The following is a 15361-nucleotide window of genomic DNA, read 5'->3' on the forward strand; positions in this document are numbered from 1 at the left end:
ACGGCATGACCGTGCCACTTTCAGATCCAAAGCCCGGGGTGCCACTGCGCCCCGCCACCGTCCAGGACAACGCCCGCCTGGCCCATCTCTGGCGCGCGGCCTGGAGTTCTGCCAACCCCGCCGCCGCGTCGGTGGCGCCGATCGCGCACTGGGAAGAGCGTGTGGCCGCGGAGTTTGGCGCCCCCCACACCACGCTGGTGTACGAGCAAGACCATGCGCTGCGCGCGTTCATGGTGCTGGATCTGCACATCAACCACTTGCACCAGCTCTTCGTGGCGCCCGACGCACAAAGCCAGGGCCTGGGCGGCGCGCTGGTGCGGGAGATCGGCCGCAGCTATTGCCCCGCCGGCTGGACGCTGCATGTCGCCACGTCCAACCAGCGCGCTCGGGCGTTCTATGCGCTGTGCGGGCTGGTGGAAGAGGCGGTCAGCGTGCATCCGCAGACCGGGCGGGAGCGGGTGTTGTGCCGTTGGCGGCCTACCTTGCAGGCTGAAATTGGACGGATTGCTTAGGAAGCTGGCAGGCAATGCAACATGCAGTTGCAAATCGTCTCTGTTATTCCACCTTGGTTACTTGGGTTACCTTTTGAGGTAATTTTGTGAAACGAATGGTTGGCGGTGTCAAACGGAAAAGTGGTTCTGATCGCTATCATGCCCAGCACTTCGAATCATTAGGCTCACAGCCTGCAGCACATGACACGCCGCGTAACCATTCAAACGCCACTCGGCGACCAGCTCAAGTTCAGGCAGCTGCAGGGAACAGAAGAAATAAGCCAGATATTCTCGCTGGATGTCGACTTGCTGAGTGACAGCAAGGGCATCGATCCCAAGGCCCTTTTGGGCAAGAACGCGACCATTGTGGTGGAAACCGAGGGCGGCGGGAAAAGGTACATAGATGCGATCGTGACCCGTTTTGGGATGCAGGGCCAGGACCACCGCATGTATTCGTATCGCGCCCGGTTGAATCCATGGCTGTGGCTGGCCACCCGCAAAAGCGATTTCAAGGTATTTCAGAATAAGACTGTCCCCGAGATTATTGAAGAAGTCCTCGGGAAATATGGATACCCGATCGATAAGAAGCTCACCCGCAGTTATCGGACCTGGGATTATTGCGTTCAATATAACGAGACAGATTGCCAGTTTGTGTCCCGGCTCATGGAGCACGAGGGCATTTATTATTATCACCAGCATTCGCCAGGCCAGCACGCTCTCACGCTCGCCGACGATATTGTGGCTTCGCACAGCGCCTTGCCAGGCGCCGCAACCCTCCCGTTCTACCCGCCTGAGAAGGCCGCCATCTCGGACCGCGAATGCGTCTTTGCCTGGGAGCTGGCAGAAGAGATCAAGTCTGGCCGCCACTACAACGACGACTACGACTTCAAGAAGCCGAAGGCTGACCTTTCGAATATGCGCAAGATGCCGGCCGGCCATGCGCACGACAGCTATGAGGTTTATGAGTGGCCCGGCGGCTATACCGAGTACGGCGACGGCGAAACGTATGTGCGCGTGCGTTTGCATGAGAACCTCACCCGCGAGAGCGTCGTGCAGGGCAAATCCAGCTGCCGGGCACTGACGCCGGGGTACACCTTCAGCCTGGAAAACTATCCGCGCGAGGATCAGAACCAGCAGTACCTCATCACCGCGGTTCAGTACCATTTTCAGGAGAACCCGGAAGTCAGCAGTATTGCCAAGCCCACCCCAAAGACGACCCAGGATGAGGTGGGGTCCATTCAGCGTTTTGTGCTGAAAGCGCAGCCCACCAGCCTTGCCTTCACCCCGCCCCGCACCACGCCCAAACCCCGCAGCCAGGGCCCACAGACCGCGGTGGTCGTCGGGCCTGCCGGGGAAGAAATATGGACCGACAAGTTCGGCCGGGTGAAGGTGCAGTTCCACTGGGACCGCATCGGTGCAATGGACGAGAACTCCAGTTGCTGGATCCGCGTATCCCACCCATGGGCCGGTGCGAAATATGGCGGCATCTTTACCCCGCGCATCGGCCAAGAAGTCATCGTGGACTTCCTGAACGGCGACCCCGACTACCCCATCATCACCGGGCGTGTGTACAACGCGGATCAGATGCCGCCCTGGGAGCTGCCCAAGCACAAGACACAGTCGGGCTTTCAGACCAACTGGAGCAAGGGCGGCGGCGGAAAGCACATGCTGCGGTTCGAGGACCAGAAAGGCATCGAGCACATCGAGCTCTCGACGGACCACGGGAACACCCATCTGCACATGGGCTACCTCATGAACCAAGGCACAGAGGCCAAGCGCAGCTATGGCTTTGAGTTGCGCACCAATGAGTGGGGGGCTATTCGGGCGGACAAGGGCTTGTTGATCACGACCTATACACAAGACTTCAAGCAAAAGGTTGCGCATGAGAACCCGGATGGGTTCGACGGATTGGGCGCGGGTCTTGCCAATACGGAATCGTTGATGGAGGAAGCGGGCAACGCATTGGCTGCCATGAACAGCGCTATTGAGGCTCTGAACGGCCTCAAGACCTCGCACATGATGGAGTTGAGCTCCGGGATCGCCGCGATGACCGGTGGCAAGGCCGCCGTGGCCACGCTGTCGAAAGCTGCGGCGGCTATCGCGGCGCTTGCTGGAGGGGGAGCTGGGGGCGGAGATGGCGTGGGACCAGAGACGCTGATGCCCACCAATACCGATCCCGCGATGCCGCAGTCGCAAGCGTTGCGAGAGATGTCCAAAGACATCAACAAGCCCGTGGTCTCCATCGTCAGCCCTGAAGGGCATTCGATGATCAGTCCCAAACCCATTGTGCTTAGCTCGGGGCAGAGCGCGTCGATGCATGCCAAGCAGCACATCACGCTGTCCAGCGGGGCGCAGCTGACTCAGTTGGTCAAAGGCGGCATGCTCACGCACGTGTCAGAGGGCGGGCAGCGCAACACGGTCGCCAAAGGTGATGTGGCCTCGGAGGCCCAGACCGGCAACATGAATCTCACCGCCCAGCAGAACATCACGTTGGCGTCCAAGCAGGACACCGCTACTGTTGTCGGGGACCAGAACGTCAACGTCCAAGCCACCAAAGATTCAGTGCTGATCAAGGCTGCGAAGCACATTCGTCTGCAGGCGGGCGAAAGCATCACCCTGACGATCGGGGAGGGCGAAGGCGTTGCCTCGCTCAAACTCACCGACAAGGGTGAGGTTGTCATCAAGGGCAAGAATGGGCTTATCAAGCTGAGTGAACTGCTTGATGTGCACGGGGCGCCGATACAGCTCAATTGCCCCTAGCTCGCTGGCTAGCGCATTGCGCTCGGCCAGCCGATACATTTTTATCTGAACTGAACCGGAATCTCGATGCAGTACCAAATCAATGAAGGGTTCTTCAGTGTTCCCGATGGCATGCAGGACAACAGCATCAACCTGCTGCTAGCAGGCCAGAGCGGGCTGGGATTCAATGTGGTGGTAACTAGAGCGCGGTTGGAGCCAGGAGAAACCTTCGAACAACTCGTCAACCGGCAATTGCAGATGCTGGGCCAACAATTCAGCATGACTGAGATCACTGATCGAAGCGTGCAGAAAGACCCCGTGTCTGGCGAGCTGCGGGCGATTGAATACGCCGTGCAGTTCAAACAAGACGGCGTTATGGTCTATCAGCGACAGGTCGGCTACCTCTTGGGCAGCACGGGCAATGTGGTCGTGATGACGGCTGCTGCACAAGCACCTCTGACAGACGCTCAACAGACGCAGTGGCGCGCAATCCGTTCGAGTTTCAAGCCTGCATAACCGGTGGCGAGTTGTCACGTTGCCTGCCCGGGCGGTTCGTACAGGCCCTGTTCCCCGTTCCCGGCTTTTCGCTATCTGCCTTGATTCAACAGCCTAGTGCATTCCCCCACTCTATGAGCGCCTATCCCGCAGCAGCCCGTATTGACGACCCCATTGCTCATACGAGTGCCAATGCAAGGATGCTTCTGCAATTGGCAGGTGTGGTGGGCGGTGGCATGTTGGGCGGTTTTGTGGGCGGCGCCCTTGGCGGTGCTGTCGCTGCTGGGCTGACCTTCATCACAGGCGGGTTTGCTGCGCCTGCCGCGCCGGTGATTGTTGCTGCAGCGACTCTTGCCGGGACGCATTACGGCATGCAAGCTGGGGAAGCGTTGGGCACCGCGGCTGCTGATTTTCTCTTCCCGCCTACGATCACCGGCAAGATCATCACGGGTTCAGAGAACGTCAAGATCAACGGTAGGAAAGCGGCGCGGGCGACCGATGCCATGCCGCTGGACAGCGTTATATGCAGCAAGCATACAAGTCGCCCGACCAACTTCATTGCTCAGGGAGCCGCAGACCGCCCTGAGCAAACCCTCATCAACCATTCGCTGGCAGCCCGAAAGGACGACAAAGTCGAGTGTGGGGCGTACATCCACGAAGGCTCTCCGAATGTCTTTATTGGAGGCCCACCAGCCACCGTGCGAAAGTACGACGCGGAGGGCAGCGCCGCGCTGCGTGCCGCTATCACTGCTTATGGGATCTATAGCACGCTCAAAAGCCTGAAGTGTTTAACCAAGCTGCTCAATGATCCTCGCGCAGTGATACGGAACGCGAAATGTCTCGTTCAGGTGGCGCAGGCCGGAATGTCCCTCAACGCTATCGCGGACATCGTGGCCAACCCGGTTCACATTGCGACCGGGGCGAAGCTGCTCGGTGGCGACGAGGATCTGGATTTCGTGCTCCCGGGCGGCATGCCGGTCGTCTTCCAAAGGGTCTATAACAGCCTGGATGTGCGGCCGCATACCCACCTGGGTCAGGGCTGGAGCAGTCCGTACACAGCCGAGTTGCACCTTGGAGTCGATGCGCGGGGCACTCCCATCGTTATCTACTACGGTGACGATGGCCGTGACATTGAGTTCCCGGTACCTGTGCCTGGGGAGAGCCACTACAGCGTGGTCGAAGGAATTGCCGTCTTGTGCAGCGAAGGCGGAGACTACGTCGTGGTGTTGCCGGACGGCAGCCACCAGTGGTTTGGCAAGCCCGCTGACGCTTTCGTTTTGGGGCTGGGGAACCGTGTGCTTCCGCTGCTCCGTATCGAAGACCGCAATAGCAATTTTCAGGCGCTACGCTACGACGGACTCCGTCGACTGACCCATCTGGCCGACAACACGGGTCGCTTGATCGCCTTTGACTACGAAGGTGAAGGAAACCGGGTCGCACAAATCCGTTTGGTGACCGGTGCCAATACCGCAACGCATGAGGTGCCAGAGATTCCGGAGGTACTGGCGCGTTATCGCTATGACAGCCAAGGTCAGCTGATCGAAGTGGTTGGGCGGGACGGACAGATTCAGCGCTTGTTCAGCTATGCAGAAGGGCTCATGGCCCAGCATCGCCTCTCGACGGGATTGACGTGCCACTACCGCTGGCAAGCTTTTTCTCAAAGCTTGGGCAAAAGATCGGGCCCCCATCCGCGCGTTGTGCAGCACTGGACAGACGACGGAGAAAACTACCAGTTCCACTATGACTTGGCGGCGGGCACCACTACGGTGACTGAGCAGCTGGGTTCCGGTGACAGCGCCCAGATCCGCACGCGCATCTGGGCGTGGAACGCCGATCACGAAATCACCGCCTATACCGACGCGCTGGGTAATCGATACACGCAGACGTGGAGTGACACAAGGCAACTGCTTAGCCACACTGATCCATTGGGCCAGACCACCACCTACGCATACGACGAGGCTGGCAATCTGATCCAGACAACCGATGCGCTGGGTCGTACAGAGAGCACCCAGTGGAGCCCGGCCCCCGCCAGCCTGCTTCTGGCCACCAGCGATGCAGCTGGCGCCAGCTGGCGTTATCACTACGACAACGATGGCAACCTGACGACCGAAATCGATCCTCTGGGAAATACCACTCTATACGCCAATGATGAGCATGGTTTGCCAGTTGTCATAACAGATGCCCATGGTGGACGCAAGCAGCTCGCCTGGGACGTACGCGGCTTGCTAACCAGCTACACAGACTGCAGTGGAAAAACCACTCGATACGTCTACGACAGGCGGGGCTACCTCTGCCAAGAGATTGACGCAGTGGATCAAGTAACAGCCTTTGAACACGACGTCTATGGGCGTTTGCTTCAAATCACCTTGGCAGACGGCAGCAAGCACGGCTACCGGTACGACGGGGCAGGCCAATGCGTGCTGGCCGTCGACGCGCTGGGTCACAGCACCAGCTACAGCTACAACCTGCGCGGTCAACTCACCGGGCGCAGCAAAACAGTAGGCAGCCTCAGCAGCAACATCCAGCTGGGCTACGACGCTGCAAGGCGCCTCGCCGCGCTCGTCAACGAAAACCGGCAAGCCTACCAATTTACCTACGACGCAGCCGACCGTCTGGTGATGGAGATCCGCATCGACGGCACCCGCCAGGAGTTGCACCACGACGCGGCAGGCCAGGTCATCGGCGTCACCGAACACCCCATGCCCATGGGCATGGGCGACGCGGTACCCGGGCATGCAGACGTGCAGCCCATCCACACACAGCTGGTGCGCGATGCGGCAGGCCAACTCATCCAGAAGAATATCTGTACGCCGGGCTCTGGAACCAGCACGGCCGAAGCCCAGCCCACAGTGCTACATACGCGGCTGGAATACCGCTACACCTCTGCAGGGGACCTGCAACAGGCCCAGCAGATCAGTCCCCAGTGCGAAGTTCAGTCCCACCACACCTGGCAATACGACAAACTGGGCCAGGTGCTGCAAGAATCCGCGAAGCACAGCGTGCAGGGACAACTGCACAGCAGCACCCTTCACTACGAGTACGACGCCCTGGGCAACCGCATTGCCACCCAGTTGCCCGACGGCCGCACCCTCAACCACCTGTACTACGGCAGCGGCCACCTGCATCAGATCAACCTGGACGGCGCCGTATTGGCCGACATCGAGCGCGATGACCTGCACCGCGAAGTGCTGCGCACCCAAGGCCGCCTGGCCAGCCGCTTCGCCTACGACCCCGTGGGCCGCAAAGCCGCAACCTGGGTACGCCCCGCCATGCTGCGCGTGGGCCACGGCATCGGCAACGACCAGCACGCCAGCGCCGGTTGGAGCCCCCACAGCGCAGACTGGAGCCAACGCTTACAGCGCCTCAACCCCGAAGACACCCTGCTCAAGCGCTACGGCTATGACAAGAACGGCGAGCTCACCAGCACCGAGCACAGCCAGCAGGGCCAGACGAGCCACCGCTACGACCAGGCGGGGCGAATCACCCACACACAAGCTAGCCAGCCCGAGCGCAACGAACGGTTCCACTACGACTTGGCGGGCAATCGCATCAGCGGGCTGGAAGAGAGCAATCTCAGCACCCAAGGCAGAGGCTGGGTGCAGAACAACCGAGTCAAAGTGCTGCAAGATAAGCGCTACGACTACGACGGCTTTGGCCGCCTGATCAGAAAGCGCATCGGCAGCCACACGGAGCGGCACTACCGCTACGACCACCAGCACAGACTGACGCAAGTGGCAGTGGTCCGAGCGGGCAAAGACGGCCAACCGGAGAGTCAGGTCTTCAGCTACCAGTACGACGCCCTGGGAAGGCGCATTGCCAAGACAGACAGCTTTGGCACGACAGTCTTCACCTGGGAAGATATGCGGCTACTGCAAGAAAGCAGGGGCACACAAACCAGCACCTACATCTACGAGGCAGGAAGCTACGTGCCGCTGGCGCGCATTGATGGGAGCGGGGCCATAAAACCCCACCCTGCAGCCGCCCAGGCATTGGGAGGAAACTCCGAGCAAGGCAAGCGAGACAGCGTGCCCATGACCAACCCGGGGTGGGCAGACCAATTCAATGCAGCGAGCGTGGCAGCAAATGATGGGCAAGGGCGTTCGCCACCCGCAACAAATTTAGAGACAACGGGAGCGGTAACTTCGGCTACAGCAAGAGCGTCCGTAGCCCAGGTCTTTTACTTTCACACCCAGCCCAACGGGCTAACGGAAGAGTTGAGCGATAACCAGGGCCACCTAGTATGGACGGCCGAGTACACCACCTGGGGGAGCACGGTCCAGGAAATATGGCAGAGCTACGACGCGGAGGGAAGGCCCGAACAGCGTCCAGCCAGCCAGTACAACACAAACCAGATACAACAAAACCTGCGCATGCAAGGCCAGTATCTGGACAGAGAGACGGGGCTGCACTACAACACGTTCCGGTACTACGACGCGGATCTGGGGGCGTTTACGACGCCGGATCCGATTGGGTTGCAAGGTGGGTTGAATCTGCACCAGTATGCGCCGAACCCAATTAGCTGGATTGATCCATGGGGATGGGCGCGGGACTGTGGGCAAGGCGTCCGTAGAACTAAACATACCCCTAACCGTCACGTGCGACGCCATAATAAAATGGGGAAAAGTAAAATACCAGAAGAAGCTCGTCTAAAGCTGCAAGATAAAAGCAAATATAAAAATCCTGCCCAGTATAAAAAACTTGAAGACAGAACGCTGAGATCTCCCGATCGTACGATCCCACAAGCAAATGGACGGACTCGATACGAAAAAGACTATGGAAGGGTTATTGGTACGCGAGGAGAAACTGGTCATGTGGTTGTAAAAGACAACACTGGAAAAATAGTAACTTCTTTTCCTTCAAAATTTGAATGATATGCCTTTAGATTTTTATTTTACTTCGAAAAAAACAAAAACCATAGAATCTTTCAAAATGAAAGATTCGGATATTCGCCTGTTTGAACACGCCTTTGAGGAGCTTCAAAAAAAAACAGGAGTTTTTATTGATCCATACGGTAAATGCAAAATTTATCCCGATCATCTGAAAATAATTCAAAAAGCGCTGGAAAATAGCAAGAGTGATGTTGCGTCGAGATTTTCCAAATTTTTAGATGAGGTAATTTTTCAAGGGGAGGTCTTAACTGCCGATGGAGATTAAGGTTGCTATGCGGAGAGCTTCCACTACGACCTAGCAGGCAACCGCATCAGCGCGCTGGAAGAAGGCAACCTCAGCAAGCGCTACGACTACGACGGCTTTGGCCGACTGATCAGAAAGCGCATTGGCAGCCATACGCAGCAACATTACCGCTACGACCACCAGCACAGGCTGACCGAGGCGGCTGTGGTGCGGGCAGGCAAAGACGGCCAGCCGCAAAGCCAGGTCTTCAGTTACCAGTACGACGCCCTGGGCAGACGCATTGCCAAAACAGACAGCTTTGGCACGACAGTGTTCACGTGGGAGGGGATGCGGCTGCTGCAGGAAAGCAGGGGCCAGCAGATCAGCACCTACATCTACGAGCCAGGCAGCTACGTGCCGCTGGCGCGTATCGACGGTACAGGCGCCATAGAACCCCACCCGGCTGCGGCGCATGCACTCGGAGGGGATGCGGAACAGGGCAAGCAAGGCAGCGTGCCCACGACCAACCCACAGTGGGCGGACCGGTTCAACGTCGCTGCTGCTGCCAACGACGAGCCCGGCGGGTCAAACACACGGAATGTTCGAGAGGGCACAGATGGCGAAGATATCGCCCAGGTGTATTACTTCCACACCCAGCCCAATGGGTTACCTGAAGAGCTGAGCGATAACAGCGGCAATCTGGTGTGGCAAGCGCAGTACACCACCTGGGGAGGTACGGTTCGGGAGGATTGGCAGAGCTTTGACAGTGCTGGTAGACCCCAGCAACAACTAGCAAACCAGACTGCATCACTCCATCAGAACCTGCGGATGCAGGGACAGTATCTGGACAGAGAGACGGGGCTGCACTACAACACGTTCCGGTACTACGACGCGGACTTGGGGGCGTTTACTACGCCGGACCCGATTGGGCTGCTGGGTGGGTTGAACCTTCATCAATATGCGCCCAATCCCCTTATATGGATTGATCCCTGGGGGTGGAAGAGCAAAAATTGTAATGGCGCGGGGCCGGAGTGGAAAAGCAGGCGTACGCAAAGTAGCGGAGATTCGGGTTTAAAGGATCACGCGCGACGCCATTCCGATATGTCTCCTAAACAGTATTTGGAGCATGGTAAACGGAACGTTACTGAAGGACGCGTCCTAACGGGGGGTAAATATCCTGATGCAAAATATCATGTCCGTAAGGTTGGAGACGCTAAATATAGCGTAACCATTACGGATAAAAATGGGAAAATCCTTTCGATTGATACGCCGAAACAAGGTGGCGCACCACTGACAAAACAAAAACTCGATGATTGGCTAAGAAATAGTGGTGTCACTGCCCCTAAAAATTTCTGGAACTGAGGCATGACTCTCGCTAGAATGTCGCAAATTAAGTGTTTACTGGAAGATGCTGGCTGGAGCATCATTATAAATAATAAGGATTTGTATAAAGTTTTTGATGATCAAATAATTTGGCCTATTCGCTATGTAAATGGCGAAAAGAATCTAACAATTGTTTTTCAGTTGGTTGAGGATTTTGGAAATCGAACGGAGAGTTTGGCTGATTTATTCTTTTTTAAGATCGATGGACATGAGGAGGAATTTGTTTTCCGTAAAATAAAAAGTGATCAATGGCAAGAAACACTAAGTCAATTTGATAAGAAAATCTCATCAATCGTCGCAAATTCAGATTAATAATTAATTGTCAATATTTCGTATAAATATACAGATCAATGGGTATTCGGTATTTAATGAAAAGCAGGATTGACGGCTACTTCCTGCGAGAGCGTCTAGCTAAAGCGAATTTCGTCCGCTGATCAGAAAGAGATTGGCAGCCACACGGAGCAGCACTACTGCTACGACCACCAGCACAGGCTGACCCAGGTGGCGGTAGTGAGGGAGGGCAAAGACGGCCAACCGCAAAGCCAAGTCTTCAGCTACCAGTACGACGCACTGGGCAGGCGCATCGCCAAGACGGACTGCTTTGGCCAGCGTTCACGTGGGAGGGGATGCGGCTGCTGCAGGAAAGCAGGGGCCAGCAGACCAGTACCTACATCTACGAGCCAGGCAGCTACGTGCCGCTGGCGCGTATCGACGGTACAGGCGCCATAGAACCCCACCCGGCTGCGGCGCATGCACTCGGAGGGGATGCGGAACAGGGCAAGCAAGGCAGCGTGCCCACGACCAACCCACAGTGGGCGGACCGGTTCAACGTTGCTGCTGCCGCCAACGACGAGCCCGGCGGGTCAAACACACGGAATGTTCGAGAGGGCACAGATGGCGAAGATATCGCCCAGGTGTATTACTTCCACACCCAGCCCAATGGGTTACCTGAAGAGCTGAGCGATAACAGCGGCAATCTGGTGTGGCAAGCGCAGTACACCACCTGGGGAGGCACGGTTCGGGAGGATTGGCAGAGCTTTGACAGTGCTGGTAGACCCCAGCAACAACTAGCAAACCAGACTGCATCACTCCATCAGAACCTGCGGATGCAGGGGCAGTACCTGGACAGAGAGACGGGGCTGCACTACAACACGTTCCGGTACTACGATGCGGACTTAGGGGCGTTTACCACGCCGGACCCGATTGGGCTGTTGGGTGGACTGAACCTGCACCAATACGCGCCGAACCCCATAGCATGGATTGATCCATGGGGGTGGGCTAGAGATTGCGGGCAACAGGTAAACCGCCCTAAACCTGTAAGCCTTCCAAGTGCTAGAAAAACGAAAGTTGATATGGCCCACGTTCTTGATCGCCATACAGCAAGCGGCAAAACTGCTCAGCAAAGTGGGAAAAAGGATCTTTTCCCAGAAAATATGACCCCTAAAAAAATTGAACGATCAATTAAAGAGGCATATGGCAACGGCAAAAGAATTCAAACCCAAGGTGAGCGGGCGCTCGTACAGGGTAAATCTGGGGGTAAGACAATTGAGATGTGGGTTAACACAAAAACCAAGATAATTGAGACCGCTTATCCAAAGAGCTGAGACAAATATGATAGTTATCCTGGATCCGGATTCTATAAGATTATCAGAAAGTAAAATTTCTGATAGCGTATTTGCTCATATATATTTGCAATATGACGTTGATCGGTATTTTCCTGAATGCGGTTGGGATGATTTTGTTGAGATTATTCTTGAATGGTGGCTTGATGGTGTTATAAATTTAATAAAACACAAGGAAACTTCAGTTTTTAGATTTATGGATGGGGACTTCTCGTTTCAGATTCAGAGGGTTGGCGAAAATTCTTTTTTCGTTGATTTGCGGGAGCGTTCAAGCATCTTGTTTGCTCAGGAATTTGACTTTGTGAGATTTTGTCAATCTTTGGTTGCGGCCTGCAATTTGTTTCTCCGAAGAATACAGCAAATATGTAGGGATAGAGAGGTGCTTGGCGCTCTTGACATGAAGTTAAATATCATTAGAAATTTATTGAAAAGCCTCAAATCCGATTTGTGATTAATCGAAGTATTCTGCCCAGTGGATTACGTAGGCATTTCTGCAATGCTTCGATCTCGATTTTTATAATTGGCTGGGAGTATTTTTTACAAGTAAATCTAACCTGAATTTTTCCGAATACTTCGCAGAACAATTTAAAGCCACGCTCAATGCCAAGGCGGACTGGAACGGAATCAGCTGGCAGGACATGGAAACGGCCATTGGCCAAAATGCTGACAAATATCAGGCGCTATGGGACCGGGTCACCAGTACCGAAAAGAAGGGCGTGTTTGCTCACTTCAGCCCGTGCTGGACAGGCATTCCCCTCATGGGCGTGAGCTGGGCTGTGTTGAGGCGGATGTACCCGCTGGCCGCCATGTTGTTGTTGGCGTTGTTGGTCCTGAACCTCGCGTTTCCGGGCGAGAGCGGCGCTGCCAGGGCGCTGGGGGTGGCGATCCTCGTGTCGTTCACCCACAAGAACACCTATCTGCGATGGATGGCCCATTGCATCCGCCGCATTGACGCGCAAGGGCTGGCTGGACCGGAGCGTGACGCTGCGCTGCGTGAGATTGGTGGGTTGGACCAGAAGTCCGGGTGGATTGCCGCCGGTGTCTTGATCCTGGCGGCGGTCGTGGTCGCCGTTGTTTTCAATTAGAGGGGCGATGGTGCTGGGCTGGCGAACTGAAGCAAGAGGTCTGACGGCTTGCCCGCGTGGCCGGCCGCACCGTGCCACACCAACGCGATGTGGTGGGCACTGTGCCGCCGCGTGCTGACGCGCACCATCCTTCGCAACAAGGCAAGGTGTGCTGAGCGTCGGTCAATCTGCCCGGGTGCGAATCCAAAGGGATTGATGCTTTTCAGGCGGGGCCCGGCGCCTCTCAGAGCCGCCCCAATGTGACGCCGTGCTTGGTAAACACCCGCCTTGATCTGCCAGCGGTTGTGGAGGGCGCTGTCGCGAAATCCTTGGCAGCCAGGCACCCATGATTCGCCAATCGCCAATCGCCAATCGCCAATCGCCAATCGCCAATCGCCAACCGGAATTGGACACCGAGCATTGCACCCGCTGAATGCCACCGCCCCAGCTGCGCATTGACCCGTGGAGGCATCGGCTACGAGCACCACGCGGCTGCAGCACGCCGGCCCGCGGCGCGCTTACGTTTTACTTCGCCGTGATCTTCACCGCATGCAGCGCCTGCGTCGTATTGAACTTCACACGAATCGACTTCGCGGGCACCCCTTGCTTGACCAACTCGTTGCGCACGGCCATCGCCCGCATCAAAGCGATCTCGCGTGCATCCACTGGGGCATCCTTCTTCTGGCAGTACCCGGTGATTTCCAGACGCTCGTTGGGTTCGCGGGTGGCGGCCAGGCGCGTCAAGATCGCCACAGTTTCCTGAGACAGCTTTACCTGCGCGGGCTTGAACACTGCAACCACTCCGTCCGCAGGGAGGCGGGGTTCTTCCGGCGCGGCGGCTGGCGCGGATTCGAGCGGTGGCGGGGGCGTCTCGGCGGGGGCGCTTGCAGTCGCCGCTGCAGGCTCTGTAGAAGCGGTGGGCGTATCGGCGCAACCGCCTAGGCACAGTGCCGCGGCGAGCAGGGTCAAAGGGACAACGCTGGTGTAGTGCATGGATAAGACCTCGAAGAAAGTGAAGGGATGGATGAAATCGCGGCGATGAGTTGCTGACTTGTGCAGAGCGTTACGCGGGGGCGCGGCCGTGAAAGGGGATATGACTCACGACGCTCTGCAGCACATCACGCGAGGCCGTAGCTGGTGGCGGCTGCAACGCGTTCTGCGAGTCAGGCGGGTGGTCCCTCAGGGAGGCGGTGCCGCCACCGCGCTCGACGCAGCCACCGGCTTAGCGACTCACGGAACCCACTGCCAAAAGACGACCTGCGCAAATTTGGCGTCGCTGGCCCAGGGGTCCCAGATGGTTTTGTCGCCCTTGCTTTTGGCGCCGGGCCAGGGCCCGAGGGAGGTTGACATCGCAGGGGCATAACTGCCGCGTATGCGCAGCTTTGCGGGCTTGCCATCGGCGGTGTAGCTGTACCCGCCCGCCGGCGTGTCAGGGCCTGGGTAGACCACGATCACGTGGCCGTTGGAGGCTTCTGTCTTTCCGCCGACGACCAGCGCGCCTTCACGGGCCAGTCGCCCCACCTGCCCGGCGGGTACCACTTTCCAGTGCGCTTGGCCGCGCATGTGCTCGATCAGCGCGTTGGCGTTCATCCACGGTTGGTCGGGCAAATACTGTTTGATGACGTGCCATACCGCATGGCTGCATGAGTTGGGATGAAGCGAATAAGCAGCGTCGCAGGCTTGCTTGAGTTTGCTGACCGACTGCGCGGTTTCTACGTCGATGGGCACGAGGTCTTGTCCTGAGGGGTTTGGTGGTTCTTGGCGGATGGCGATGAAGCCGGTGAGCTGCTCACATAGCTCCGCGATCGTTCATTCCAGTGCAGGCTGGGTGGTTTGAAGTTGCCGCCGACGGCGGGGGATCGCACTTCAAAGCGCAACTCGCGCGGTATGCCGCGCTGCCAGTGCCCGGCAGTGATGACGAGTTGCTCCGGCGGATCGACGGGGAAGAGGTGCGCAATGCGGGCAAGACATCGGCCGGACTCGTCTACCAGGATGGGTCGCGGGAAGTCCTGCCACGGCGCGTCGGCGGGCAGGGCCTGATAGTGGTCTTCGGTGAATACGCTGAGCAAGCGAACCTTCGCCGGGGTTGCTCCCGTAGATGCGCCTGCCATCAGGGGGCAGACCCGGACCGACGGGCGGTACGGTTCCATCTCTGCGGGCAAAGCGATCCCGCGTTCTACCGGCAGGCAAACATCGGGTGCCAGAGTGACGAAGTCGCGCGCGTGCGCCGCGCAAGCGCACGCAGCCAGTACCGTGAGCGCGCCAACGCGCCAGGTTGTGATGGACGTCAAGGGGAGCCTCCCAAACAACGAAATAAGCGGTCGCTGAGTGATCTGAGTCACTCTGGAACGCCGCCGAGTGTCGCTGGAGATTTCTGCTGTTTGACGTCAGGAGGTGCTGCGGCAACTGTTTGATGCAGCTGTCACAAATGCCAACATTCAGTTGCAGCACCCAT

The 15361-nt window shown here is 57.4% G+C and carries 13 protein-coding genes; 10 read left to right on the forward strand and 3 right to left on the reverse strand.

Annotated elements, in window-relative coordinates:
- Positions 1-5 precede the first annotated feature (5 nt).
- The 10 genes from ACSQ3Q_RS01440 (at position 6) to ACSQ3Q_RS01485 (ending at position 12927) form a co-directional block, all read left to right on the forward strand.
- Positions 6-512 (forward strand): N-acetyltransferase family protein, encoded by a 507-nt coding sequence (locus ACSQ3Q_RS01440; RefSeq protein WP_436136913.1) that lies wholly within the window; start codon positions 6-8, stop codon positions 510-512.
- Between the two features lie 180 nt (positions 513-692).
- Complete coding sequence (gene tssI / locus ACSQ3Q_RS01445) at positions 693-3251, forward strand: type VI secretion system tip protein TssI/VgrG (protein ID WP_436132663.1); 2559 nt, start codon at positions 693-695, stop codon at positions 3249-3251.
- Between the two features lie 66 nt (positions 3252-3317).
- The gene (locus ACSQ3Q_RS01450) at positions 3318-3746 is read left to right on the forward strand and encodes a DcrB-related protein (RefSeq protein WP_436132664.1); all 429 of its coding nucleotides are present in this window, start codon (positions 3318-3320) and stop codon (positions 3744-3746) included.
- A 113-nt stretch (positions 3747-3859) separates the two neighbouring features.
- Complete coding sequence (locus ACSQ3Q_RS01455; RefSeq protein ID WP_436132665.1) at positions 3860-8596, forward strand: RHS repeat-associated core domain-containing protein; 4737 nt, start codon at positions 3860-3862, stop codon at positions 8594-8596.
- A gap of 58 nt (positions 8597-8654) precedes the next feature.
- Positions 8655-8879 (forward strand): hypothetical protein, encoded by a 225-nt coding sequence (locus ACSQ3Q_RS01460; protein ID WP_436132666.1) that lies wholly within the window; start codon positions 8655-8657, stop codon positions 8877-8879.
- Positions 8880-9065: 186 nt separating this feature from the next.
- The gene (locus tag ACSQ3Q_RS01465; RefSeq protein ID WP_436132667.1) at positions 9066-10199 is read left to right on the forward strand and encodes an RHS repeat-associated core domain-containing protein; all 1134 of its coding nucleotides are present in this window, start codon (positions 9066-9068) and stop codon (positions 10197-10199) included.
- 3 nt (positions 10200-10202) lie between these two features.
- Complete coding sequence (locus ACSQ3Q_RS01470) at positions 10203-10532, forward strand: hypothetical protein (protein ID WP_436132668.1); 330 nt, start codon at positions 10203-10205, stop codon at positions 10530-10532.
- 314 nt (positions 10533-10846) lie between these two features.
- Complete coding sequence (locus tag ACSQ3Q_RS01475) at positions 10847-11824, forward strand: RHS repeat-associated core domain-containing protein (RefSeq protein ID WP_436132669.1); 978 nt, start codon at positions 10847-10849, stop codon at positions 11822-11824.
- Positions 11825-11831: 7 nt separating this feature from the next.
- Positions 11832-12293 carry a hypothetical protein gene (locus ACSQ3Q_RS01480; protein ID WP_436132670.1) on the forward strand — a complete coding sequence of 154 codons (462 nt, stop codon included), beginning with the start codon at positions 11832-11834 and terminating at the stop codon, positions 12291-12293.
- 187 nt (positions 12294-12480) lie between these two features.
- Entirely contained in the window at positions 12481-12927 is a 447-nt protein-coding gene (locus ACSQ3Q_RS01485) for a hypothetical protein (RefSeq protein ID WP_436132671.1), read from the forward strand.
- A 504-nt stretch (positions 12928-13431) separates the two neighbouring features.
- On the opposite strand, the gene ACSQ3Q_RS01490 is transcribed toward ACSQ3Q_RS01485, so the two are convergent.
- From ACSQ3Q_RS01490 to ACSQ3Q_RS01500, 3 genes are all read right to left on the reverse strand, one after another.
- Positions 13432-13899: an OmpA family protein gene (locus tag ACSQ3Q_RS01490; RefSeq protein WP_436132672.1), complete on the reverse strand. Its 468-nt coding sequence runs from the start codon at positions 13897-13899 to the stop codon at positions 13432-13434.
- 237 nt (positions 13900-14136) lie between these two features.
- The gene (locus tag ACSQ3Q_RS01495) at positions 14137-14634 is read right to left on the reverse strand and encodes a hypothetical protein (protein ID WP_436132673.1); all 498 of its coding nucleotides are present in this window, start codon (positions 14632-14634) and stop codon (positions 14137-14139) included.
- A complete protein-coding gene (locus ACSQ3Q_RS01500; RefSeq protein ID WP_436132674.1) occupies positions 14619-15197 on the reverse strand; it encodes a hypothetical protein in 579 nt (192 codons plus the stop codon). The genes ACSQ3Q_RS01495 and ACSQ3Q_RS01500 overlap by 16 nt, the downstream gene beginning before the upstream one ends.
- Between the last annotated feature and the right edge of the window lie 164 nt (positions 15198-15361).

The organism is Acidovorax sp. LjRoot129, from assembly GCF_964253765.1.
In the GTDB taxonomy this organism is placed as follows: domain Bacteria; phylum Pseudomonadota; class Gammaproteobacteria; order Burkholderiales; family Burkholderiaceae_C; genus Acidovorax.